We start from the raw sequence: 20,341 nt of genomic DNA, 5'->3' as shown, positions 1-20,341 counted from the left end.
ATGCATCAGAAGAACTTCACTTTCCACAGCGCTCTTCCGCAAGCGGAGTCGCAGGATAGCTTTATCGATCTCGACCGGCTGATGGCCGTCGTGGTCCGGCGCATCCGCACCATCATTTTCGCCGTGGCCGCCTTTGTCATCCTGGCCGTCGTCTATCTGTTGACGGCCACCTCGAGCTATACGTCGATGACGCAGATATTGCTCGACGAAACCATGACGAAATATGCCGAGGATCAGCCGCCGGCGGCAAGCAGCCAGCAGGCGGACATGGAGATCGCCAGTGCGGTCGAAATCCTCAAATCGAACGAGATGGCGTTGCGTGTCGTCGACACGGCGGGCCTCGCGGACAACAATACCTTGCTCAATCCGCCCGCATCTCCGGCGGCCTTGCTCAAATCCGGCGTTAGCCTGATCGTCAGCGTCTTCACGCCTGGCCGCCCACCTATGACGCCCGAGGAACAGCGGGAAGCCCAGCGCCAGAAGGTTGCTGCCGTTCTGCAGGATAATCTGAAGGTCGAGCGCGTCACGCGAAGCTCGGTCGTAGCTGTCTCCTTCAGTTCGACGGACAAGCGTCTCGCCGCCAAGGTTACGAGCGCTTATGCCGACGCTTATCTGACCGACCAGCTGAACGCCAATTTCGACGCAACCGAACGCGCTTCCGTCTGGTTACAGGAACGCTTGAACGACTTGCGCCAGCGCGCTCAGGAGGCTTCGCTGGAAGTCGAGAAATACAAGGCGGACAATGGCCTGACGTCAACCGGCGGCGAACTGATGTCGGAACAGCAGATTTCCGACCTCAACAAGCAGCTGATCATCGCCCAGGCCGACACTGCCAGCGCCGCCGCCCGCTACAATCAGTATAAGTCGATCATCGACCAGGGCCCTGATAACGCCGTCAAGAACGCGACCATCTCGTCGAGCTCGACCGATAATTCGGTGCTGCAGGATCTAAAGACGCGCTATCTCGCCGTCGAAAAGCGCGAACAGGATGTCACGCAGAATTTCGGCGCCGATCATCCGCAGGCAGTCGCGCTCAAGGCCGAGCGGCAGGATATCACCCGGCAGATCTATCAGGTCCTTCAGCAGCTCACCGCCAGCTACAAGAACGAGTATGATGTCGCTCAGTCGCGGGCGGAATCGCTGCGCGAAAGCATCGACAAGGTCGTCGGCAAGAATTCCGAGGCCAACAAGTCGTTGGTTCACCTGAATGAGCTGAACCAGAAGGCATCGGCGCTGAAGACGCTTTACGAGTCCTATCTCGGCCGCTTCGAACAGGCGACCCAGCAGCGCTCGTTCCCCATCGCCAAGGCCCGCGTCATTTCGGTGGCCGGCGTGCCCACTGCGCCGTCCAGCCCGAAGAAGACGCTCGTCATGGCGCTCTCGGTCATCCTCGGTCTGATGGTCGGCTGCGGTGTAGCTGCATTCCAGGAGTTCCGCGACCGTTACTTCCGCGTCGAGGCCGACGTGCGGGCTGCTCTCGGTTTGAAATTCCTGGGCTATCTGCCGCTGCTCGGTCAGCAGAGCAAGAGCAAGAGCAAGAAGAAGTCGCGCAGGGCCGATGCCGGAGCGGAGCCGATAACGGCGGAAGAGGGAGAAAACGGCGTCGCCTTCGAGCGCATAATGCGCATCTCCGTCGAAGCGCCGCGCTCCATCTTCGCCGAGACCTTGAGGAACGCAAAGCTTGCCAGCGATGTGATGCTGCAAGGCCGTGCCGACCGTGTCATCGGCGTCGTCTCGGCACTGCCGGGCGAAGGTAAGTCAACGACGGCTGCCAATTTTGCCGCCCTGCTTGCGAGCAGCGGTAAGCGCACGCTTCTCATCGACGCCGACTTGCGCAATCCGGGCCTCAGCCGGACGCTGAAGACGCCGCCGCAGGCAGGCCTGATCGAGGCTGTGCTTGGCGAGGTGCCCTGGACGAATGCCGTGAAGGTCGACCCGCGCACCAAGCTTGCCATTCTTCCGGTCGCCGTGCGTGATCATCTGCTGCACACCAGCGAGCTTCTGTCCTCGCAGGGCATGCAGCATCTGATGGAAAATGCCCGCAAGATGTTCGACTACATCATCGTCGATCTTGCGCCGCTTGGTCCTGTCATCGATGCAAAGGCCTTCGCGCCGCAGGTCGATGCCTTCCTGCTGGTGACCGAATGGGGCGCAACGCCGACCAATCTGGTGCGTGATGTTCTCGAGCAGGAGCCGCAGATCAACTCGCGCATCCTCGGTGTGATCCTCAACAAGACCGACATGTCGGAACTGCCGCGCTACAGCGATTTCGGCGGAACGGAGCGCTACCGGCAGAAATATGTGAGCTACTATACCGAGGTGCAGCCGCGCGCCCAGGTGGATGCTTAGCCCGCCGGTCTCTTGCCGGTCTTGAGCCGGGTTCTCGCCAGCGCATGTTCGCGCCAGATCGTGAATATGCCCGCCGCAACAACGATGAGCGCGCCTAAGATCATGGGCGCGCTCAACTTTTCGCCGAATATCATGACACCGATAATGGCGGAAAAGACGAGCTGCAGATAGGTCAGCGGCTGGATCACCACCGCGTCCAGCATGTCGTAGGCTCGGATGAGGAAATAATGGCTTGAAACACCGGTCAGGCAAAGAATGCCCATGAAGATCCAGTCATGGGGCGCAAGCGGTGTCCAGAAGAACGGCCCGATGCAGCTCATGGCTATCGCGCCCACCACACCCGTATAGAAAAAGCTGGTCATGGCGCCGTCTTCGCGGCTGACATAGCGTGTCAGGACGACGTAGAGCGAAAATAGCAATGCGCCGAAGAGCGGCACCAGGAAGCGCGCATCGAAGACGCCGCTTTCCGGCTTCAGGATCAACAGCACGCCGAAGAAACCGAAACAGATCGCCAGCCATCGCCGCCAGCCGACCTTCTCGCCGAGGATGGGGATCGACAGCAAGGCCACCATCAGCGGACCGGATGAAAAGATCGCCTGAGAATGGGCAAGGCCGACGACGACGAAGGACGAGATGGCGACGACGATCTGCGCGGCGAGCAGCAAGCCCCGGGCAATCTGTAGGACAGGGCGTTTGGTCCTGACGTTGCGCCGCAATCCGCCAGGCGCGCGCGAAGCCATTGCGATGGCGAAAAGCATGAAAGCCCAATAGCGGATCATCGCCACCAGAAGCGGCGGGTAGGCGCTGACAAGGTGCTTGGAGATGCCGTCCTGTATGGCGAATATGCTGATTGCCAACAGCGTGAAGACGTAACCGGTACTATTGGATTTCATGGCTTTCGAAGGAAGAAGATGTGCGGGGCCCCGGAGGCGCCGGGACTCGGCACCACGTTCACATTAGGTCATTCATCGGTTCAATCATAGGCTCCATGTTTGCGGTCCGGTCCATCCGCAGAGCCACGCATCAGTCCTTTTTGCGATCTGCGACGAAGGCTGTGAAGCCATCGATGAAAGCCGCAAGATTGTGCTTCACTTTCTCGTCGACGATTGCACCATCGGCATCAAAGACACTGCCGGCACGTGACACCATGAGCCGACCGCCGAACCAGGCTTCGGCGCCGAGCGTGCGTAACACTGTCAACCAGGCGTTTTGGCTGAGGATGGTACCGAAATTGCCCGGCGAAGCTCCGAGGACGGCGATCGGCTTTCCGCCGAAAACCTGAGCTATGTCTGTAGAGGGCCGGCTCATCCAGTCGATTGCGTTCTTGAAAACGCCCGGAAGCGAATTGTTGTATTCCGGCGTAAACAGGATCAGCCCATCGGCTGAAATGGCGAGGTCCTTGAGTGCCTGTACTTTTTCCGGAATGCCATCCGCAGCCTCGAGATCGGCATCGTAAAGCGGCACGCCATGGATGGTGCGGGCGATCAGCTCGACGCCGTTTGGTGCCAATTCGACGGCCGCGTGCAGCAGGGCCGTGTTGAAGGAGCCTTTACGCAGGCTGCCCGATATGCCGAGTATCTTCATCGCTTCCCCCATTTGCCGTGATGGGAAGACATTTATGCTTCGCCGTCCTTCGTCAAGGCCTGACGGAAGCTTATGTGGTGAGCAACAACTTCGGTTTGACTCTGCTTACCACCGGGAGGCATGACCCGGATCGGCGCTGAAGCCGATGCTGGCCGCCGCCGGCATCACTGGCCCTGTTGAAGCTGCCTGGTTTTGGTTGCCGCTCTCAAGGAGTACCGCCTATGTCATCAGCTCTGATTGGGTAGTCCGCGGGCAACTTGCCGTCCGCTCAGTCATGCGAATGGGGTACCGGGTGGTCTGCGCCGTCGTCGGATGGAATGATGTGCAAGTTCCCGAAGCGTACGCCGCGCTGCGTCACGACGCTGTCGGCAAAGGTCTTTATCTCGTCCACCTTACCCTTCAGCACGGAGACTTCGAGGCAATCTTGCCCATCGATATGAACATGAAGCGTCGAGACCGAAAGATTGTGGTGATCGTGTTGCGCCGTCGTCAGCCGGCGCGACAGGTCGCGGGTCTCGTGTTCATAGACATAGGCAAGGGCCGCGTAGCATCGCGCTTCGCCATCTATGGTCGGCTGCGCGCGGGTCACGGCATCGCGCACGAGATCGCGCAAGGTTTCCGAGCGGCTGGCATAGCCGCGTTGCGCGCTGATCTTATCGATCGTCTTCAGAAGATCGTCATCAATGGTGATGGTAATGCGCTGCATTTCCTGATCCTCTTTCCCCCAACGGTTTGCCGCGATCGACTAGAGGAAATTTCGAGGGGATTTGCAACGGTGTACGGCGTTATTGGCGGCCACGGAAACGACGCTGATAGGTGGGATCGTAGAGCGAGCTTTCGCGGAAATCGCTGGCGGCGAGCGACGGGCCGACGAAGATCAATGCGGTGCGCTCGATCGGCTCCGCCGCTACCTTTGCCTCAATCGTGGCAAGCGTGCCCCGGATAATCCGCTCATCGGGCCAGGATGCCTTGACGACGATCGCAACCGGGCAATCCGCGCCATAAAGCGGCGTCAGATCCTCGACGACCTTTTCGAGTGCGTGGATTGCCAGATGAATGGCGAGCGTCGCGCCGGTCGCACCGAATTTTTCCAGTGTTTCGCTGTTCGGCATCGGCGAGGCACGGCCTGAAACGCGGGTCAGAACAAGACTTTGAGCAACAGCCGGAATTGTCAGCTCGCGGCCGAGCGCCGAGGCGGCAGCCGCGAAAGCGGGAACGCCCGGGGTCAGCGTATAGTCGATGCCATGCTGCTCCAGCCGGCGGATCTGTTCGGCAACCGCGCTCCAGACCGAGAGATCGCCCGAATGTAGGCGCGCGACATCCTCGCCCGCTGCATTGGCTTTCAAATATTCGGCGTCTATCTCGTCAAGTGACATCGGCGCGGTATCGATGATGCGGGCGCCGGGTGGGCAATATTGCAGCAGTTCCGGCGAGACGATCGAGCCGGCATAAAGGCAGACCGGGCATTTGCCGATCAGGTCGCGGCCGCGCACCGTGATCAGGTCGGCGGCTCCTGGGCCTGCGCCAATGAAATGCACTGTCATCACTCTACCTCATTCTCAATTATGGCTTGATCCAAGACCATTGCGTCACCGGCATGGCTGGCCGCCAGCCGGTCATGCGGCCGACAGGTGCGGCGCGCGCAATGTCGATGCGGATCAGGGAGCCGCCCCGGCGTGCCTGTTCGGTTAGCAGAAGGGCTTCCATTTCGGTCGTAACGGCGTTGGCGACTAGCCTGCCGCCGCTTTTCAATTGGCCGATGGCGGTCTCCAGCACGCCGGCATCGCTGCCGCCACCGCCGATAAAGATCGCATCCGGTGCCGGCAGGCCGGTAAGAGCAGCCGGCGCCTCGCCTTCGACAACGGTCAGGCCCGGTACACCGAAATTCGCTGCGTTTCGGCGGATTCGAGCGGCGCGTTCAACGGAAGCCTCAATGGCAATGACGCGCAGTGACGGATCGGCCAGCATCCATTCGATGCCGATCGAGCCGGAGCCGGCACCAATATCCCAGAGCAGCTCACCATAACGTGGCGCCAGCGCGGATAGCGTCATCGCGCGGATCTCCCGCTTGGTGATCTGGCCGTCATGTTCAAAAAGCTCGTCGGCGAGGCCTGCGCTTAGCGGCAAAATCCGCGCGCCGGCTTCCGCCTTGACCTCGACGCCGCAGATGTTCAGATCGTTGATGCCGGAGAGGCTAAAGCTAGCCGCAGTTTCCCGGGAGACTTTTTCGTATGGACCGCCAAGCGCTTCCAGAACCGTCAGTTCTGACGGACCGAAACCAGAGCTGTGCAGCAGGGCGGCCAATTCGGCGGGGCCTTTGCCATCGGATGTCAGCGCCAGGATCTTGCGGCCCGAATGCAGGTGCGGCCGGATCAGATCGATGGACCGGCCATGGAGTGAGAGAACCGTCGTCTCCTGCAGGGGCCAGCCGAGGCGCGACGCGGCAAGGCTAAAGGAGGAGGGTGATGGGATAACGGTCATTTCAGCGGCCGGAATGTGCCGCGAAAGTGTCGCGCCGACGCCGTAGAAAAAGGGATCGCCAGAGGCGAGAACCACCGTCGGCTTGCCGCGCTGGGCAAGAACCGCTTCAACGGATTTTTCGAATGGCGAAAGCCATTGATGGGTTTCGCCTGTTATTAGTGACCTCATCAACTCAATGTGGCGTACGCCGCCGAAGACCAACGGCGCGTCAGCGATCTGCCGCTTGGCCTCGTCGCCGACACCGGCTGGACCGTCTTCGCCGATGCCGATAAGAGTAAGCCAGCGTTGAACTGAAGGTGTTTCAGCCATGGGCAAGGTCCGCATTCTGATCCTCGGCGGCACGACCGAGGCCCGAGCGCTGGCGGCGGCGCTTGCCCCGCGCACTGATCTCGACATTGTTCTGTCGCTTGCCGGACGAACCGCCGATCCGGCGCCGCAGCCCGTTCCGGTGCGCAGCGGCGGTTTCGGTGGCGCAGAGGGGCTTGTCCGCTATGTCATCGATGAAAAGATCGATCTGGTGATCGATGCCACCCATCCCTTCGCGGCCCGCATTTCCGCCAATGCCGCGCAAGCGGCTGTTCAATGCGCTGTGGCGGCCTTTGCATTGCGCCGTCCGGCGTGGATGCCGGTCGAAGGCGATGACTGGCTTTCCGTACATAGCGTTTCGCAAGCCATCGCTGCACTTGGCGCCAAGCCTTTGCGTGTCTTCCTTGCGACTGGCCGGCAGGAGGCGCATCAGGCGAACGCGGCGCGGCAGCATCATTACTGGGTCCGCAGCGTCGATCCCGTCGAGCCGCCGCTGACCGTGCCTGACGTCAGCTACATCCACAGCCGCGGCCCGTTCCGCCTGGAGGACGAGCTGGAGATGCTGCAACGGCATGGAATCGAGGCGGTCGTCGCCAAGAACAGCGGCGGTGACGCGACCTACGGGAAGATAGAGGCGGCAAGGCAGCTCGGAATCAAGGTGATCATGGTCGAGCGCGCGGAGACCGCCGGGTTGCCGGTGGTCGAAACGGTAGACGCTGCGCTCGATCGGATCGATCATTTCGTCTCTTCCCTGATGAAGCGCGGCGTATAGACCAGATCGGGGCGTCCTTCGCGGGCAATGACGCGCGTTTCGGCAGAGCCGATGATGACGCAGGTCGCCATATCCGCCTGCGAGGCCTCGGCATCGGCGAGCCGAGCCACTGTCATGCGCTCGTCGGGACGACCGGCGGCCCGACCGAAGATGGCAGGTGTTTCGCCGGGCAGCACGGCGCGCAGGATCTCGAAGGCTTTGCCAAGCTGCCAGGGCCGCGCCTTGCTGATCGGATTGTAGAGCGCGATCACAAAGCCCGCTTCGGCAACGGCGCGGAGGCGACTCTCGATCAGCGGCCAGGGTTTCAGATTGTCCGAAAGCGAGATCGCGCAGAAATCGTGCCCAAGGGGAGCGCCGATGCGGGCCGCAACGGCAAGCATGGCCGTGATACCCGGCACGACGATAAGGTCTACCGTCCGCCATTCAACCGGACCATGATCGATCGCCTCGCAAACGGCGGCCGCCATGGCAAAAACACCGGGATCGCCGCCGGAAACAACGCAGACATTGACGCCGGCTGCCGCCCGCTGCAGCGCCACCTTGGCGCGGTCCAGCTCCTCGCGATTGTCGGATGCCTGACGGATCTGGTCGCTGCGCAACGTCAGGCGGTCGAGATAGGGGCCGTAACCGTAAAATTCATGAGCATCCGTGACGGCAGCAAGCGCCTCCGGCGTCGTCTGCTGGGGATTGCCGGGGCCGGTGCCGATCACATAAAGACGTCCGCTCATGGCCGGCTTTCCCAGCCGGGAACCAGCACAAGGGAGAAATAGGGCGCTTCGGCATCGTTGCGGCTGGCAAGGGGCGTCATGGCGCCGTTCGCCATCGTGCCGCGCTCGACATAGATCGCTTCCTCCAGTCGGCCGGCGGCATCGAGCGCGCGGCGGATTTTTGGCAGATTGCGGCCAACCTTCATAATGACGGCAGCCTGTGTATCACCCAATCTGCGGGTTAGCTCGGCCTCCGCCATCGTTCCTGGCAGCACGGAGAGAATGTCGTCTCCCTGCACCATCGGCAATCCTGCAAGAGACCAGCAACCGGACATGGCGGTCACGCCCGGGATGACTTCAGTGGGGAAGCGATCGGCAAGGCGCACATGCAGATGCATGTAGGAGCCATAGAAGAGCGGATCGCCCTCGCTGAGTACGGCAACCGTCTTTCCTTCGCGAAGATGCGCCGCCACCATCTCGGCCGAGGCGTCATAGAAGGCGGTGATTTGACGGAGATATTCCGGCGCGTCCTTGTCGATCTCGGTCGTGACGGGATAGTAGAGCGGCAGCAGCGTTACGTGCGCCTTCAGCAGATCGCCGACGATGGCTTTCCCATTGCCACCTCTACCCTGCTTGGCGAAGTAAGCGACAACATCGGCACGGTCGAGAGCCTTGACGGCCTTGACCGTCAGCAGTTCCGGATCGCCAGGACCGGTGCCGACGCCGATCAGGTTTCCATTGAACGGCGCACTCATAGACCAGGCCTCGCAAGCGCATTGAGGGCGGCTGCCGTCATGGCACTGCCGCCCAGCCGGCCGCGCACGATGGCAAAGGGAACGCCGTAGGAGTTTTCGGCAAGCGCATCCTTCGATTCCGCCGCGCCGACGAAACCGACGGGCATGCCGATGATGGCAGCCGGCTTCGGCGCGCCATCGCGCAGCATTTCGAGAAGGTGGAAGAGGGCCGTCGGCGCGTTGCCGATAGCGACAACAGAGCCCGCCAGCCGATCCGTCCAAAGATGCATGGCTGCGGCCGAGCGCGTGTTGCCAATGGTCTTCGCGATCTCCGCCGTCCGCGGGTCCTGCAAGGTGCAGATCACTTCGTTGGCGGCAGGCAGACGGGCGCGGGTGACGCCGCGGGCGACCATCTCCGCGTCGCAGAAAATCGGTGCACCGTCAGTCAGCGCCTTGCGGGCGGATGCGACGAAATCGGGAGAGAAGAGAAAATGTTCTGCCGCTTCCACCAATCCGCAGGCATGAATCATGCGGACGGCGACATCGGCCTCGGCTTCAGGGAAACGCTGGAGATCGGCTTCGCTGCGGATGATCGCAAAGGAGCGCTCGTAGATCGCGTCCCCTTCGCGGATATAGTCATAGTCAGGCATTTCTATCCCTGTCGTAAGGCCGTCGCGATTGCGTCCCGGCCGAGCCGTTTAAGACACTGCTGTGCCGATTCGCCAGCAGCTTTGTTGTTTCGCACCAGTTCCCCGAGCGCAGCCAGCGCCGATTTCAGATCTTCCTTATGGATGTAAGCCACGGGCTCTGATGATGCTGACCCATTTACGACAATAGCATAGCCCGTTGCAGCACCGACGATGGTCAGCATCGCCGGGGAAGGATGGGCGCAGCCTTTTGCGCAGCCGGATAGATGCACCTTGAACGAACCATCCAGCAGCTCAGGCCCGATTTCGACCAGATCGGCGGCCGCCTGTTTCGTGGCGTAGTGGGCAGAGGCGCATGCGCCGGCACCGGAACAGGGAACGGCATAATTTGCGGGATCATCGGCGCGTGTCTGAATGCCGCAATCAGCTGCCGCGGCGAGAATGCCTTTGATCCGCTCGCGCGGGAGGCCGAGCAGCAACAGGCTGTGTTCGGGGCCGGTCCGTAATTCATGCGCCCCAGTCATCTCTGCATGGTCAAGAAATCGGATGAGGTCTTGAGCGTGGATTTGACCGAAGGCGGGCCGCAATCCGAGTGCGGTCTGTTCGTTATCGAGCGGAATGACACCGACAGGAAGGGCGGATGAGTTAGTTTCTCGTCGTGGGAAGCTGGAAGGGGCAGGAAACTGTAGTCCTAAAGCGGCGATGTCCAGGTCACGGCCGCGGGCGCGAGGGCCGATTGCCGCCAACGCTTTGAGCAATGCCATGACACAGGCTATCGCTTCTTCGCCAGACAAGGCGACAAGCCGTGTGGCCGTCGTCTCGGTTCCCGCAATGGCAAGAGTCCAAAGCTTTCGGCCATCGGCGGCAGTGACAGCCTTCAGCCTGATATCCGCCGAGAGTTCGTCAAGGACGAGCCGGCCGCCGCCGTCAACGATAATGGCGAGCTTTGCAGCGAGCAATGGCTTGGGACGAAGTGCATCGATGGCGCTTCGCAGACGCTCAGAAAGCCCACGTGCATCAGCAATCTCGGACGGATCGACACCGCTGAGCGGCGGGACTTCGATCGTGACGCCGCTCTCTGGCACGATGCCGGCCCGATCGATATCGGCGGCCAGTCCAGGCATGCTTTGCGGCGTCATGCCACGCAGCTGAAAATTGCCGCGCGCAGTGATCTCGATCAGGCCATTGCCGTGTCTCTCGGCTGCTTCCGCCAAGAGACGTAATTGCGCGATAGTCAGCCCCGGAGTCGATGGCCGCAAGCGAACAAGAAGGCCGTCGCCGGTCTGCATCGGTGCATTCAGCGAGGGGCAGGCACCGCGAACCATAGAGGGCAGGGGCGATGCAACGCCGTCCTCGGCAGCTCCCCCTTTAGAGAAGCACGCTTGTTCCTCCACTGTCTGCGCGTCGACCGCAACCATAAGACTGCCCTTCATAAGGGACATTTCCTTGCACAAACCGGATCGGCGGGCAAACGATTTGGTACTTGGCGCTTATTCGAGATCGTCGAAGTCCCGACCCTTACGCATAAGATAGATATCCATGATCCATCCATGCCGGGCGCGGGCTTCGGCGCGGGTCGCAAGAATCCGCTCGGAAACCTCAGCCAGCCTGCCCGCGATGATGATTTCATCCTTGGTGCCGAGATAGGCGCCCCAATAGATATAGGCATCGGGGTCGTCGATCTTGCTGAAGGCCTGCTCGCCATCGAGCATGACGACGGCCGTTTCGGCAATTCCGGGAAAGCTTTCGGCCAATCGCCGACCGGTGGTGATCTGAACCGGCTTGCCGACCAGATTGAGGGGGATGCGATGACTTGCCGTCAGCGCTTGGATGCTGGTGATGCCGGGAATAACGCTATAGTCGAGCGCAACATTGCCGCGGGCGACGACACGCTCGAGAATGCGGAGCGTGCTGTCATAAAGGCCGGGATCGCCCCAGACGAGGAAGGCAGCACTTTGGCTTTCCGTCAGATGTTCCAGAAACAGCCGCTCGTAGGTCGCGGAAATCGCGTCATGCCATTCATCGACGCTCCGCACATAGCTGCGGTCCGCCGTCTGGCGTGACGGCACGTCGTAATCCACGTAGCGGGTGGCTGGATTGGTGACATAACGCTGGCAAATCTCGCGCCTGACGTCGGCAAGCTCGCTCTTGGCCGCGCCCTTGCTGGGAATGAGGATGATATCGGCGGAGTTCAGCGCATTGATCGCCTGCACGGTCAGATGTTCGGGGTTTCCCGTGCCGATACCGACGATGTGAATATGCCGCATATGCTTTGCCTCGCTCTTCAGCGCTGTTTGCCGGAAGCGTCTGATCATTTCAAGAGGAGGCCTCAAGCTGATTGCCGCTCAAGGGGCCAGCGGCTGGCCATATAGCTGCGCGGCGACGTGCCGAGCATGCGCCGGAACATGGTGGTAAAGGCCGCCACGCTCTCGTAGCCCGCCTCGAGTGCGACATTGGTGACGGGCTGGCCTTCTGCGAGCTGTGGGAGGCAGGCAAAGACGCTGGCCTGCTGCCGCCAGGTGGTGAAGCTGATGCCGGTTTCCTTGCGGAACTGCCTGGTAAAAGTTCGTCTGCTCACCGAGAGCTTTTCCGCCCAATCATCCAGTCTGGCATTGGGCGATGGGTTGGAGAGATAGTCGCGGCAGAGCGCAGTCAATCGGCGGTCGGACGGGAAGGGCAGGCCGAGCGGACGTTCGGGCAACGTTGCGATTTCCTCGACCAGTAGCGACAGAACGAGCTTGGCCTTGCGATGGCTGACCGGCGCCTCCCGCAGCCGAATGGCTTCGAGCAGCAGGCTACGGGCAAGATCGGTCACTTCGACGACACGCGGCGCTTCATCCTTCGGCGGCTGGCCGCGCGGCGTCACGTAGACGGATTTCATGCTGACGTCGCTCAAGATCTCAATCGAATGCTCCAGCCCGACGGGGATGAATAGGGCATGGCCGGGCGGCACCATCCAGCGGCCGCGCGCCGTCATAATCAGGGCGACGCCAGCGAAGATGCAAAGCAGCTGCGTGCGGCGGTGGTGATGCCAGGGAACCGTGTAGCCCTGAGGCGGCTCGGCGCTATGGACGAGCACGTCGGCTGGCGATTCCTCCATCCAGCGCATGTTTCGCACATGGTCGTCGTCGAGGGTCGCCAGCAACTGTTTCGATAGCTTTTCCATTTTGGCCCAATCGAGAAACTATTGGACCAAAACACGAAAGAAGGACATTCGCAAGCCGTGGTAAAGGCGGATCAAGTCATATCGTCGGCAAGTCTCGCCGGCGCAGGAGGATTCCCCACATGGTTGCGGAAGTGGCGGGTACGCAGGCCCGATATCAAAAGACGACGATGTCGATCGTTATGGCGGTCAGTACCTGTCATCTGCTGAACGATACGATGCAATCACTGCTGACGTCGCTCTATCCGATGTTCAGAGAGAATTATGCGCTCGATTTCGTGCAGATCGGCTTGTTGACGATGATGTTCCAGATTACCGCCTCGCTACTGCAGCCAGTGGTCGGTATCGTGACCGACAAATGGCCGATGCCCTATTCGCTGCCCGTGGGCATGGTCAGCACCTTTGCAGGCCTGGTGCTGCTTGGCTATGCCGGCAGTTTCGGCGTGCTCCTGATCGCTGCAAGCATGATCGGCTTCGGTTCGGCCGTCTTCCATCCGGAGGCTTCGCGCGTTGCACGTCTCGCTTCGGGCGGACGTCACGGGCTCGCGCAGTCGCTGTTCCAGCTCGGTGGCAACGCTGGCTCGGCGATCGGGCCGCTGATTGCCGCGTTCTTCGTCCTCCAGCATGGCCAGAAGAGCGTCGCTTGGCTTTCGGTGCTGGCCGTCATCGGCTTCATCGTTCTGAGCTGGGTTGGCAACTGGTTCATCAACCATCGTCGCCAGCAGTCGGCGCGTTCCGCCCCGAGCCGCGCCTTGCCGATCGCGCGCAACAAGGCGATGTGGGCGCTTGCCATCCTCATCCTGCTGACGGCGACGAAGAACGTCTACATGGCGAGCATTTCGAGCTATTTCACCTTCTACGTCATCGACAAGTTCCATCTCGATGTCCGGGATGCACAGCTGATGCTGTTTCTGTTCCTCGGCTCGGTCGCGGTCGGCACGATCATGGGTGGGCCGGTGGGCGACCGTCTGGGTGCGCGTTTCGTGATCTGGTTCTCGATCCTCGGCGTCATCCCGTTTGCGCTGCTGATGCCCTATGCGAACCTGTTCTGGACCTGCGTCCTGACCGTCGTCATCGGCCTCGTGCTTGCCTCGGCCTTCCCGGCGATCGTGGTCTTTGCGCAGGAGCTGATCCCCGGCCGCGTGGGACTGATCGGCGGCATCTTCTTCGGCTTTGCCTTCGGCGCGGGTGGACTGGGTGCGGCCTGGCTCGGCGATTTCGCCGATGCGCGTGGCATCCCCTTCGTCTATACGCTCTGCTCGTATCTGCCGTTGTTGGGATTATTCACGATCTTCCTGCCACGAATTCCGCGGCATTGATCGAAACCGGCGGGCGATCAGCCCGCCGCTGTTCTTGAGCGCCCGCGTTGAGACCCCTTTGTCAGGCGTAGCGGCTAATGGCGAGGTCGGTCGCGTCGATATCAGGCTTGCGGCCACTGACGAGATCGCTGATGACGCGTGCCGAACCGGAACTCATGGTCCATCCAAGCGTGCCATGACCTGTATTGAGATAAAGCCCCTTGATCCTCGTCGGTCCGATGACCGGCGTGCCATCCGGCGTCATCGGCCGCAGGCCCGACCAGAACGAGGCTTTGGCGACATCGCCGCCGGGGAAGAGATCGGTCACGGAATGCTCAAGTGTCCGGCGTCTCGCAAGGCCGAGATCATTGGTATAGCCGGAGATTTCCGCCATGCCGCCGACGCGGATGCGGTCGCCGAGGCGAGTGATGGCGATCTTGTAGGTTTCGTCCATGACGGTCGATTCCGGCGCGCGCGAGGCATCGGTGATCGGGATCGTCAGCGAATAGCCTTTGACCGGATAGACGGACAGGTTGATGCCGAGCGGTTTCAGCAGCAGCGGTGAATAGCTGCCGAGCGCGACGACGACCGCATCCGCATCCAGGCGCCCACGATCGGTCACCACGCCACGTACTTGGCTGCCCTCGATGTCGAGCCCCTTGATCGTCGTGCCGTACTGGAACCGGACGCCAAGCTCAATCGCTTTTGCAGCAAGCGCATTGGTGAATTTGAAGCAGTCGCCGGTCTCGTCCTTCGGTGTCAGCAGACCACCGACGATCTTGCCGCGGACATGCCGAAGGGCCGGTTCGACGCGAATACAGCCGTCGGGATCGAGCACCTCATACGGAATGCCGTCGGCCGCAAGAGCCTTGACGTCCTTGGCGGATGCATCGAGCTGCGCTTGCGTACGGAAGAGCTGGAGCGTGCCCTGCATACGCTCGTCATAGGCAATACCTGTCTCTTCGCGAAGCTCAGCGAGCGAAATGCGGCTGTAATCGGCAAGGCGCAGCATGCGGCTCTTGTTGATCGCGTAACGCTCCGACGTGCAGTTCGACAGCATCTTGATGAGCCATGAGAGCATGGCGCCATCGACCTTCGGGCGCAGGATGAGCGGCGCGTGGTGCATGAACAGCCACTTGATCGCCTTCATGGGAATGCCGGGTGCGGCCCAGGGCGAGCAATAGCCGAAGGAAACCTCGCCGGCATTGGCGAAGCTCGTTTCCAGCGCCGGCCCCTGCTGCCGGTCGATGACCGTAACCTCGTGGCCTGCCTTCGCAAGCTGATAGGCTGACGTCACGCCGATGATGCCGGCACCCAGAACGACGACTTTCATGATGTCCTCAGAGACTTGAGAGATGGGAAGGTCAGCGATATTGACGGTGGAAGCGATGGCCGAGACTGGTCAGGATTTCATAGGAAATCAAACCGGCGTCGCGTGCAAGATCATCCACCGTCTGATGATCTCCCAGAACTTCCACCATGCTGCCGAAAGAGAGCGCGCCTTCGGGCAAGGCGCTGATATCGATTGTGGTGCTGTCCATCGAAACGCGGCCGACGATGGGCAGGCGCACGCCGTTGTAATAGGCCGCGCCGCGATCGCTGAGGCTGCGCGGCAAGCCGTCGGCGTAGCCGGCGGCGATCGTCGCGAGCCGGGTCTTGCCTTTCGTCACATGCACGCCGCCATAGCCGACCCGGGCGCCTTCCAAAACGGTCCGTGTCTGCACCACGGCAACTTCGAGCCGGACAACCGCCTCCATGGGATTGGCAACGCCACCGGTCGGAGCGCCGCCATAAAGAGCGATGCCCGGCCGCGCCAGTACGCCATGGAAATCTCCACCAAGAAAGATGCCGCCGGAATTCGCGAACGAAACATCGTATTGGGGAAACTCGGCTGCGACGCAACGCATTTCGGCAAGCTGATCGCCGTTTTGCCTGCTGTCGGCCTCATCTGCGGAGGCGAGGTGGCTCATGATGAACAGGATATCGATGTCGTCGGATGTCTGCAGACGAGCTGCGACGGCGCTTCTTTCTTCCGGCGATATGCCGAGCCGCGACATGCCGGTATCGAATTGGAGAACCGCGGGGAGCCTGCGCTGAAGAGAGCGTGCCGTCTCCGACCATTGCCGCAACTGATCGAGCGAATTGATGACAGGTACGATGCCGCCATCGGCGCAGGCAGCCTCATTGCCGGGTAACAGGCCGTTCAGTACAAAAATCGTTGCATCGCCACGGAGTTGCGGACGCAGCCGCAGCGCCTCGATGAAGTGGGCGACGAAAAAGTGTCGGCAACCGCGCTCGTAGAGTGCTTTCGATACCTGATTGGCGCCAAGTCCGTAGGAATCCGCCTTGACCACGGCGGCGGTCTGTGCCGGCGCGACGATGGTAGATAGCTTCTCATAGTTCCGGCACAGAGCGGCCAGATCGATCGTCAGATAGCCACACGCTCCATTATCGATCGCCAATTTTGGCGCCAGAGAATCCACAATACCGCCGTCCATGTCCGCCCTCTTCTTTCAAAATAAGACTATTGAAAGGATCGCGAAATTACTCGCTAAACAGTGATTGATTATTGTTTAAATGCATTGATATTGAAAGGATCTGCGAATTTTTGAAAGAATCCACATGCCCGCTCTCGACGCCATCGACCGCAATATTCTCCGCTTGCTTCGTCTCGATGCCCGAGTCAGCAACGCCAAGCTGGCAAGCGAGGTGGGGCTATCGCCATCGGCCTGCCTGCGGCGTATCAAATTGATGGAACAGGCGGGCGTGATCAGGGGCTATACGGCCCTGGTGGACACGTCCCAGGCAGAGGCATCGATCGCCGTCATTATCAACATCACGCTCGAGCGGCAAACGGAGGAGCATCTCGATCGTTTCGAGGCGGCGGTACGCAAACATCCCGAGATCAAGGAGTGCTTTCTGATGACGGGCGGCTCCGACTATCTGCTGCGCGTCGAGGTCGCCAATCCGGGCGACTTCGAACGCATCCATAAGGATATTCTGTCGACCATGCCGGGAGTGCTGCGAATCCATTCGAGCTTCTCGATCCGCAATGTGCTTGCGACGCGGCCGAAAGGACTGCGTTGAATCGACCGGGATTGAGCACCGGGTGCGGCGTTACTCTGCCTTGTCGTGAGCTTGATCCCAGCCGATCCCTGCGGCGGCATCCACCTCGCAGATCAAGCCGCTCGGCTCGTAACGGACTTGGACCTTGCCGCTCAATTCCGCCGCCAGCAGGCTTTCGATCAAGCGGGAGCCGAAGCCCTTGCGGGTCGGAGGCTTTACGATTGGCCCTCCCGATTCCTGCCAGCGCAGTTTGAGGTGATCCGTCTTGCCCGTTTCCAGTGACCACGTGATCGCAACACGGCCATCCGCCACCGAAAGCGCACCGTATTTGGCGGCATTCGTCGCAAGCTCATGCAGTGCAAGCGATATGGAAACGACAGCTCTCGGCGCAAGTTTGATTGCCGGTCCGAAAATTTCGAACCTGTCCTTCGGATAGGGGGATAGCGCCTGGGCAATGACGGCGGTCAATTCCGCCTGCTCCCATTGGCCGTGGATCAGCAGATCGTGGGCGCGTGCCATCGAGGAGAGCCGCGCCTCGAATGTCTCGACGGATGCCTTGTCCACATCGTCCCGCCCGAGCGTTTGGCGCGCGATGGCCATCACGGTTGCGAGCACATTCTTGACGCGATGATTGAGCTCGCCCACCAGCACGGTCTGCAGGCGCTCGGCCTCCTTCTTGGCGCTGATGTCATGAGCAGTTTTGGACGCCCCCACGATTCTGCCATAGACGTCATAGATCGGGGAAACGCTAAGCAGAACATCGACAAGCGCGCCGTTCTTGTTGCGTCGCTTGGTTTCGTAAGGCTCTACCTTTTGGCCCGCACGAATCCGCGCCAGGATCGCCGGCTCTTCGTCGCTGCGGTCTTCCGGAACGAGCATCATCACGGATTGGCCGATGGCCTCTTCGGCCGATTGTCCGTAAAGCCTCTCAGCACCGCTATTCCAGCTTGTAATGATCATGTTGAGATCGATGCTGAGGATAGCGTCGTCCGATGAGGCGACAATCGCCGCCAGTTGCCGCTCTACTTCCTGTGCACGCTTGCGCTCGCTTATATCGGTGACGATCGCGGCAGCCTGCTGGATGCGTCCCGAACCGTCTTTCAAGGCGGAAACGCAGTTCGCGACCCAGACGAGGCTGCCATCCTTGCGAACATAGCGCTTTTCGATCTCGAAGCTTTCTCCCGTCGCCATCATCGCTTCGAACAGACGAGTATTCTCATGCAAATCGTCCGGATAGGTGATGTCGTATGTCTTCATGCCGAGGAGCTCGCTCTCGGAATAGCCTACAATTTCGCAGAAACGCTCATTCACCCGAACGAAACGGCCGTCGAGTTCGCACTGGGCAAACCCTGTCGTCGATTGCGAGATGACGGCGCGAAACAGCTCTTCACTTTCACGCAGCGCCTGTTCCGTTCGGACCCGTTCCGTCGTCTCGTTGACGATGCAGAATACACCCAACGCCTTGCCGTCCGTACCGCGGACGGGCGAATAGGAAATGTCGAAGTAAACCGTTTCTGGATAGTCGTAGCGCTCGATATAGAAGGGCCGGTCCTTGGCAACGACCGCCATGCCATCATGAAGGACGGAGCGAAGAAGCGGTTCGAGATCGCTCCAGAGTTCGGCCCAATTTTCCCGCGCAGGCCGTCCGAGCGCTCGCGGATGCTTGTCGCCTATGGTTCGCGCGTATGCATCGTTGTAGAGTGCGATAAAGTCCTCGCCCCAGAACATGACGATCTGTGCTTGGGCAGGGAGCATGAGGTCGACTGCAGCGGTAAGGCACATGGGCCACGCCGATCTGGGGCCAAGACTGGTGGCTGCCCAATCGTAGCTAGAGATAAGTGCAGCCATCTCGTTCGTTTGTCTCGACAGTTCCGGCACGATATTCAGGATGCATCCTCTCTTTGGCGACCGTAATCCGCACGGATTGCCCGGCTCGTCTTATGCTTGCGAGAATTCATAGCATATTATCCCTCACGAAGTGCAGAGAGAAAAACTGCTGATTTCAATGTATTTTAGCTGACATAAGCAGTTTCCGTCGTGACTATTTCCGATTGTTCGAGGTGGTATTGCAAAGCCTCTCACCCGAGGCGAGCGCAATCCGCCCCTGGCTCCGAGTGAGCTATCAGGTGTCCGGCCTTGCATGCATTTCGGCCGTCAGCCATCTTTCGAGCGCCAGGGCATCTGGCCTTCCGGCAATGTGCGGCGCGATCCAGAGCACCATGCGGCGCGGGCCGGGCAGAAAACCGAAAGGTGCCACCAGCCGTCCGGAAGCAAGCTGATCGAGCACGAGCATTTGCGGCACGACCGCCATGCCGAGGCCGCATGCGGCGGCCTGGATCAGCAGATAGAAATGATCGAAAGCCGCCTGTGGTGTCAGACGCAGATCCGCCTGTCCGGCTATGGCCTGCCAGTCGCTCCAGGCTTGCGGTCGTGTCTGCGTGGAGAGGATCGCTGCATGTTCCATATCGTCGGGACGCGAAATGCCGGAGCGGTTCAGATATTCCGGTGAACAGACAGGACCTATGGCCTCGCCTCCGAGCTCCCGGATGATCGCATCCTTCGGCGGATCGATGACACTGGAACGGATGGCGAGGCTGATCTTATCTCGGACGAAGTCGATCTGATCGTAATTCATGTTGAACTGAAGAGCGATATGCGGGTGGCGCTCGTGAAACTGGCCGATGCGCGGAATGATCCAGCCCATCATGATCGAGGAAGAGCAGGAGAGCGTCAGCGGGCTTGGGCGGACGCGCTCGACGCTTGCATGCATCAGGCCGAAAGCGCTCGCCAGCCCTTCCGCAAGCCGTAATCCCTCTGGCGTCGGCTCCGTCGAATGCGCGCGGCGGGTCACGAGGATGACGCCGAGCGTCTCCTCCAGCCCGCGAATGTGCCGGCTGATCGCGCCATGCGTAACGCAGAGCTCGTCGGCGGCAAGCGTCATCGACCTGTGCCGCGCGGTTGCTTCGAATGCCTTCAGCGCATTCAAGGATGGAAGAGGGCCGCTCATTTTTTAGATTCCGCTATCTCGTGATGTGATTTTTCCTCACATGATGGGGAGATTAAATCGTTTGCTTGCGGCTTGTCCATCCCGCTAGAGGTCAAGGTCATTCGAAGGCGCATGCGGCCGAAGGCAGGGACTGGAGGGGAAGTCGGAGTTTCCGTCACGTCAGCGACGCAAGCGGATCGCTGCGTTGTCAAGATTTCAGCACGGGGGAGGGATTTTCATTGCAGCCC

Annotated in this window: 19 protein-coding genes; 4 read left to right on the top strand and 15 right to left on the bottom strand. The window is 60.7% G+C overall.

What is annotated here, in order from left to right:
• Nucleotides 1–2,349 carry a polysaccharide biosynthesis tyrosine autokinase gene (locus FBZ97_RS09670; RefSeq protein ID WP_145320012.1) on the top strand — a complete coding sequence of 783 codons (2,349 nt, stop codon included), beginning with the start codon at nucleotides 1–3 and terminating at the stop codon, nucleotides 2,347–2,349.
• On the opposite strand, the gene FBZ97_RS09665 is transcribed toward FBZ97_RS09670, so the two are convergent.
• From FBZ97_RS09665 to cbiE, 5 genes are all read right to left on the bottom strand, one after another.
• On the bottom strand, nucleotides 2,346–3,242 hold the full coding sequence (locus FBZ97_RS09665; RefSeq protein ID WP_145318836.1) for a DMT family transporter: 897 nt from the start codon (nucleotides 3,240–3,242) through the stop codon (nucleotides 2,346–2,348). The two genes, FBZ97_RS09670 and FBZ97_RS09665, sit on opposite strands and share 4 nt — an antisense overlap.
• Nucleotides 3,243–3,372: 130 nt before the next feature.
• Nucleotides 3,373–3,933, bottom strand: coding sequence for an NADPH-dependent FMN reductase (locus tag FBZ97_RS09660; RefSeq protein ID WP_145318833.1), 561 nt, complete (start codon nucleotides 3,931–3,933; stop codon nucleotides 3,373–3,375).
• 268 nt (nucleotides 3,934–4,201) lie between these two features.
• On the bottom strand, nucleotides 4,202–4,639 hold the full coding sequence (nikR, locus tag FBZ97_RS09655) for a nickel-responsive transcriptional regulator NikR (protein WP_145318830.1): 438 nt from the start codon (nucleotides 4,637–4,639) through the stop codon (nucleotides 4,202–4,204).
• A 79-nt stretch (nucleotides 4,640–4,718) separates the two neighbouring features.
• Nucleotides 4,719–5,477 carry a precorrin-4 C(11)-methyltransferase gene (gene cobM / locus FBZ97_RS09650; protein WP_145318827.1) on the bottom strand — a complete coding sequence of 253 codons (759 nt, stop codon included), beginning with the start codon at nucleotides 5,475–5,477 and terminating at the stop codon, nucleotides 4,719–4,721.
• Nucleotides 5,478–5,496: 19 nt separating this feature from the next.
• Nucleotides 5,497–6,738 carry a precorrin-6y C5,15-methyltransferase (decarboxylating) subunit CbiE gene (gene cbiE, locus FBZ97_RS09645; protein ID WP_145318824.1) on the bottom strand — a complete coding sequence of 414 codons (1,242 nt, stop codon included), beginning with the start codon at nucleotides 6,736–6,738 and terminating at the stop codon, nucleotides 5,497–5,499.
• Between cbiE and FBZ97_RS09640 the strand changes: the two genes are divergently transcribed.
• Entirely contained in the window at nucleotides 6,722–7,492 is a 771-nt protein-coding gene (locus tag FBZ97_RS09640) for a cobalt-precorrin-6A reductase (RefSeq protein WP_145318822.1), read from the top strand. The genes cbiE and FBZ97_RS09640 overlap by 17 nt on opposite strands.
• On the opposite strand, the gene FBZ97_RS09635 is transcribed toward FBZ97_RS09640, so the two are convergent.
• The 6 genes from FBZ97_RS09635 to FBZ97_RS09610 form a co-directional block, all read right to left on the bottom strand.
• Nucleotides 7,456–8,220 (bottom strand): precorrin-3B C(17)-methyltransferase, encoded by a 765-nt coding sequence (locus FBZ97_RS09635; RefSeq protein ID WP_113389337.1) that lies wholly within the window; start codon nucleotides 8,218–8,220, stop codon nucleotides 7,456–7,458. The genes FBZ97_RS09640 and FBZ97_RS09635 overlap by 37 nt on opposite strands.
• Nucleotides 8,217–8,954 carry a precorrin-2 C(20)-methyltransferase gene (locus tag FBZ97_RS09630; RefSeq protein WP_145318819.1) on the bottom strand — a complete coding sequence of 246 codons (738 nt, stop codon included), beginning with the start codon at nucleotides 8,952–8,954 and terminating at the stop codon, nucleotides 8,217–8,219. Before FBZ97_RS09630 ends, FBZ97_RS09635 begins: the two co-directional genes overlap by 4 nt.
• Entirely contained in the window at nucleotides 8,951–9,583 is a 633-nt protein-coding gene (locus FBZ97_RS09625) for a precorrin-8X methylmutase (RefSeq protein ID WP_145318816.1), read from the bottom strand. Before FBZ97_RS09625 ends, FBZ97_RS09630 begins: the two co-directional genes overlap by 4 nt.
• 2 nt (nucleotides 9,584–9,585) lie before the next feature.
• A complete protein-coding gene (gene cobG, locus FBZ97_RS09620; RefSeq protein ID WP_145318813.1) occupies nucleotides 9,586–11,013 on the bottom strand; it encodes a precorrin-3B synthase in 1,428 nt (475 codons plus the stop codon).
• A 57-nt stretch (nucleotides 11,014–11,070) separates the two neighbouring features.
• Complete coding sequence (gene cobF / locus FBZ97_RS09615; RefSeq protein WP_145320010.1) at nucleotides 11,071–11,847, bottom strand: precorrin-6A synthase (deacetylating); 777 nt, start codon at nucleotides 11,845–11,847, stop codon at nucleotides 11,071–11,073.
• A gap of 62 nt (nucleotides 11,848–11,909) precedes the next feature.
• Nucleotides 11,910–12,746 (bottom strand): helix-turn-helix transcriptional regulator, encoded by an 837-nt coding sequence (locus FBZ97_RS09610; protein ID WP_145318811.1) that lies wholly within the window; start codon nucleotides 12,744–12,746, stop codon nucleotides 11,910–11,912.
• Nucleotides 12,747–12,865: 119 nt separating this feature from the next.
• Between FBZ97_RS09610 and FBZ97_RS09605 the strand changes: the two genes are divergently transcribed.
• Nucleotides 12,866–14,062, top strand: coding sequence for an MFS transporter (locus FBZ97_RS09605; RefSeq protein WP_145318808.1), 1,197 nt, complete (start codon nucleotides 12,866–12,868; stop codon nucleotides 14,060–14,062).
• Nucleotides 14,063–14,123: 61 nt separating this feature from the next.
• On the opposite strand, the gene FBZ97_RS09600 is transcribed toward FBZ97_RS09605, so the two are convergent.
• The gene (locus FBZ97_RS09600; RefSeq protein WP_145318805.1) at nucleotides 14,124–15,374 is read right to left on the bottom strand and encodes a D-amino acid dehydrogenase; all 1,251 of its coding nucleotides are present in this window, start codon (nucleotides 15,372–15,374) and stop codon (nucleotides 14,124–14,126) included.
• 31 nt (nucleotides 15,375–15,405) lie between these two features.
• Nucleotides 15,406–16,539 carry an alanine racemase gene (gene alr, locus FBZ97_RS09595; RefSeq protein WP_145318802.1) on the bottom strand — a complete coding sequence of 378 codons (1,134 nt, stop codon included), beginning with the start codon at nucleotides 16,537–16,539 and terminating at the stop codon, nucleotides 15,406–15,408.
• 124 nt (nucleotides 16,540–16,663) lie between these two features.
• Here alr and FBZ97_RS09590 point away from each other — a divergent pair, with 124 nt between their 5' ends.
• On the top strand, nucleotides 16,664–17,128 hold the full coding sequence (locus tag FBZ97_RS09590; RefSeq protein WP_069610343.1) for an Lrp/AsnC family transcriptional regulator: 465 nt from the start codon (nucleotides 16,664–16,666) through the stop codon (nucleotides 17,126–17,128).
• 30 nt (nucleotides 17,129–17,158) lie between these two features.
• Here the strand turns inward: FBZ97_RS09590 and FBZ97_RS09585 are convergent, their stop codons facing one another.
• Both FBZ97_RS09585 and FBZ97_RS09580 read right to left on the bottom strand, forming a co-directional pair.
• On the bottom strand, nucleotides 17,159–18,955 hold the full coding sequence (locus FBZ97_RS09585) for a PAS domain-containing sensor histidine kinase (RefSeq protein ID WP_145318799.1): 1,797 nt from the start codon (nucleotides 18,953–18,955) through the stop codon (nucleotides 17,159–17,161).
• Between the two features lie 274 nt (nucleotides 18,956–19,229).
• Nucleotides 19,230–20,114 (bottom strand): LysR substrate-binding domain-containing protein, encoded by an 885-nt coding sequence (locus FBZ97_RS09580; RefSeq protein WP_145318795.1) that lies wholly within the window; start codon nucleotides 20,112–20,114, stop codon nucleotides 19,230–19,232.
• Nucleotides 20,115–20,341: the final 227 nt, after the last annotated feature.

The organism is Rhizobium sp. ERR 942 (assembly GCF_007828395.1).
In the GTDB taxonomy this organism is placed as follows: Bacteria; Pseudomonadota; Alphaproteobacteria; order Rhizobiales; family Rhizobiaceae; genus Rhizobium; species Rhizobium dioscoreae.
The sequence above is the reverse complement of the archived record's forward strand: the minus strand, read 5'-3'. Positions and strand labels throughout refer to the sequence as shown.

What these genes read in the sequence shown, in the direction of transcription:
- cobF (WP_145320010.1), bottom strand. Translation starts at nt 11,847, where the DNA reads ATGCGGCATATTCACATCGTCGGTATCGGCACGGGAAACCCCGAACAT.
- cobG (WP_145318813.1), bottom strand. Translation starts at nt 11,013, where the DNA reads ATGAAGGGCAGTCTTATGGTTGCGGTCGACGCGCAGACAGTGGAGGAA.
- FBZ97_RS09585 (WP_145318799.1), bottom strand. Translation starts at nt 18,955, where the DNA reads ATGGCTGCACTTATCTCTAGCTACGATTGGGCAGCCACCAGTCTTGGC.
- alr (WP_145318802.1), bottom strand. Translation starts at nt 16,539, where the DNA reads ATGGACGGCGGTATTGTGGATTCTCTGGCGCCAAAATTGGCGATCGAT.
- FBZ97_RS09600 (WP_145318805.1), bottom strand. Translation starts at nt 15,374, where the DNA reads ATGAAAGTCGTCGTTCTGGGTGCCGGCATCATCGGCGTGACGTCAGCC.
- nikR (WP_145318830.1), bottom strand. Translation starts at nt 4,639, where the DNA reads ATGCAGCGCATTACCATCACCATTGATGACGATCTTCTGAAGACGATC.
- FBZ97_RS09625 (WP_145318816.1), bottom strand. Translation starts at nt 9,583, where the DNA reads ATGCCTGACTATGACTATATCCGCGAAGGGGACGCGATCTACGAGCGC.
- FBZ97_RS09630 (WP_145318819.1), bottom strand. Translation starts at nt 8,954, where the DNA reads ATGAGTGCGCCGTTCAATGGAAACCTGATCGGCGTCGGCACCGGTCCT.
- FBZ97_RS09635 (WP_113389337.1), bottom strand. Translation starts at nt 8,220, where the DNA reads ATGAGCGGACGTCTTTATGTGATCGGCACCGGCCCCGGCAATCCCCAG.
- FBZ97_RS09590 (WP_069610343.1), top strand. Translation starts at nt 16,664, where the DNA reads ATGCCCGCTCTCGACGCCATCGACCGCAATATTCTCCGCTTGCTTCGT.
- cbiE (WP_145318824.1), bottom strand. Translation starts at nt 6,738, where the DNA reads ATGCGGACCTTGCCCATGGCTGAAACACCTTCAGTTCAACGCTGGCTT.
- FBZ97_RS09580 (WP_145318795.1), bottom strand. Translation starts at nt 20,114, where the DNA reads ATGAGCGGCCCTCTTCCATCCTTGAATGCGCTGAAGGCATTCGAAGCA.
- FBZ97_RS09610 (WP_145318811.1), bottom strand. Translation starts at nt 12,746, where the DNA reads ATGGAAAAGCTATCGAAACAGTTGCTGGCGACCCTCGACGACGACCAT.
- FBZ97_RS09660 (WP_145318833.1), bottom strand. Translation starts at nt 3,933, where the DNA reads ATGAAGATACTCGGCATATCGGGCAGCCTGCGTAAAGGCTCCTTCAAC.
- FBZ97_RS09665 (WP_145318836.1), bottom strand. Translation starts at nt 3,242, where the DNA reads ATGAAATCCAATAGTACCGGTTACGTCTTCACGCTGTTGGCAATCAGC.
- FBZ97_RS09640 (WP_145318822.1), top strand. Translation starts at nt 6,722, where the DNA reads ATGGGCAAGGTCCGCATTCTGATCCTCGGCGGCACGACCGAGGCCCGA.
- cobM (WP_145318827.1), bottom strand. Translation starts at nt 5,477, where the DNA reads ATGACAGTGCATTTCATTGGCGCAGGCCCAGGAGCCGCCGACCTGATC.
- FBZ97_RS09605 (WP_145318808.1), top strand. Translation starts at nt 12,866, where the DNA reads ATGGTTGCGGAAGTGGCGGGTACGCAGGCCCGATATCAAAAGACGACG.
- FBZ97_RS09670 (WP_145320012.1), top strand. Translation starts at nt 1, where the DNA reads ATGCATCAGAAGAACTTCACTTTCCACAGCGCTCTTCCGCAAGCGGAG.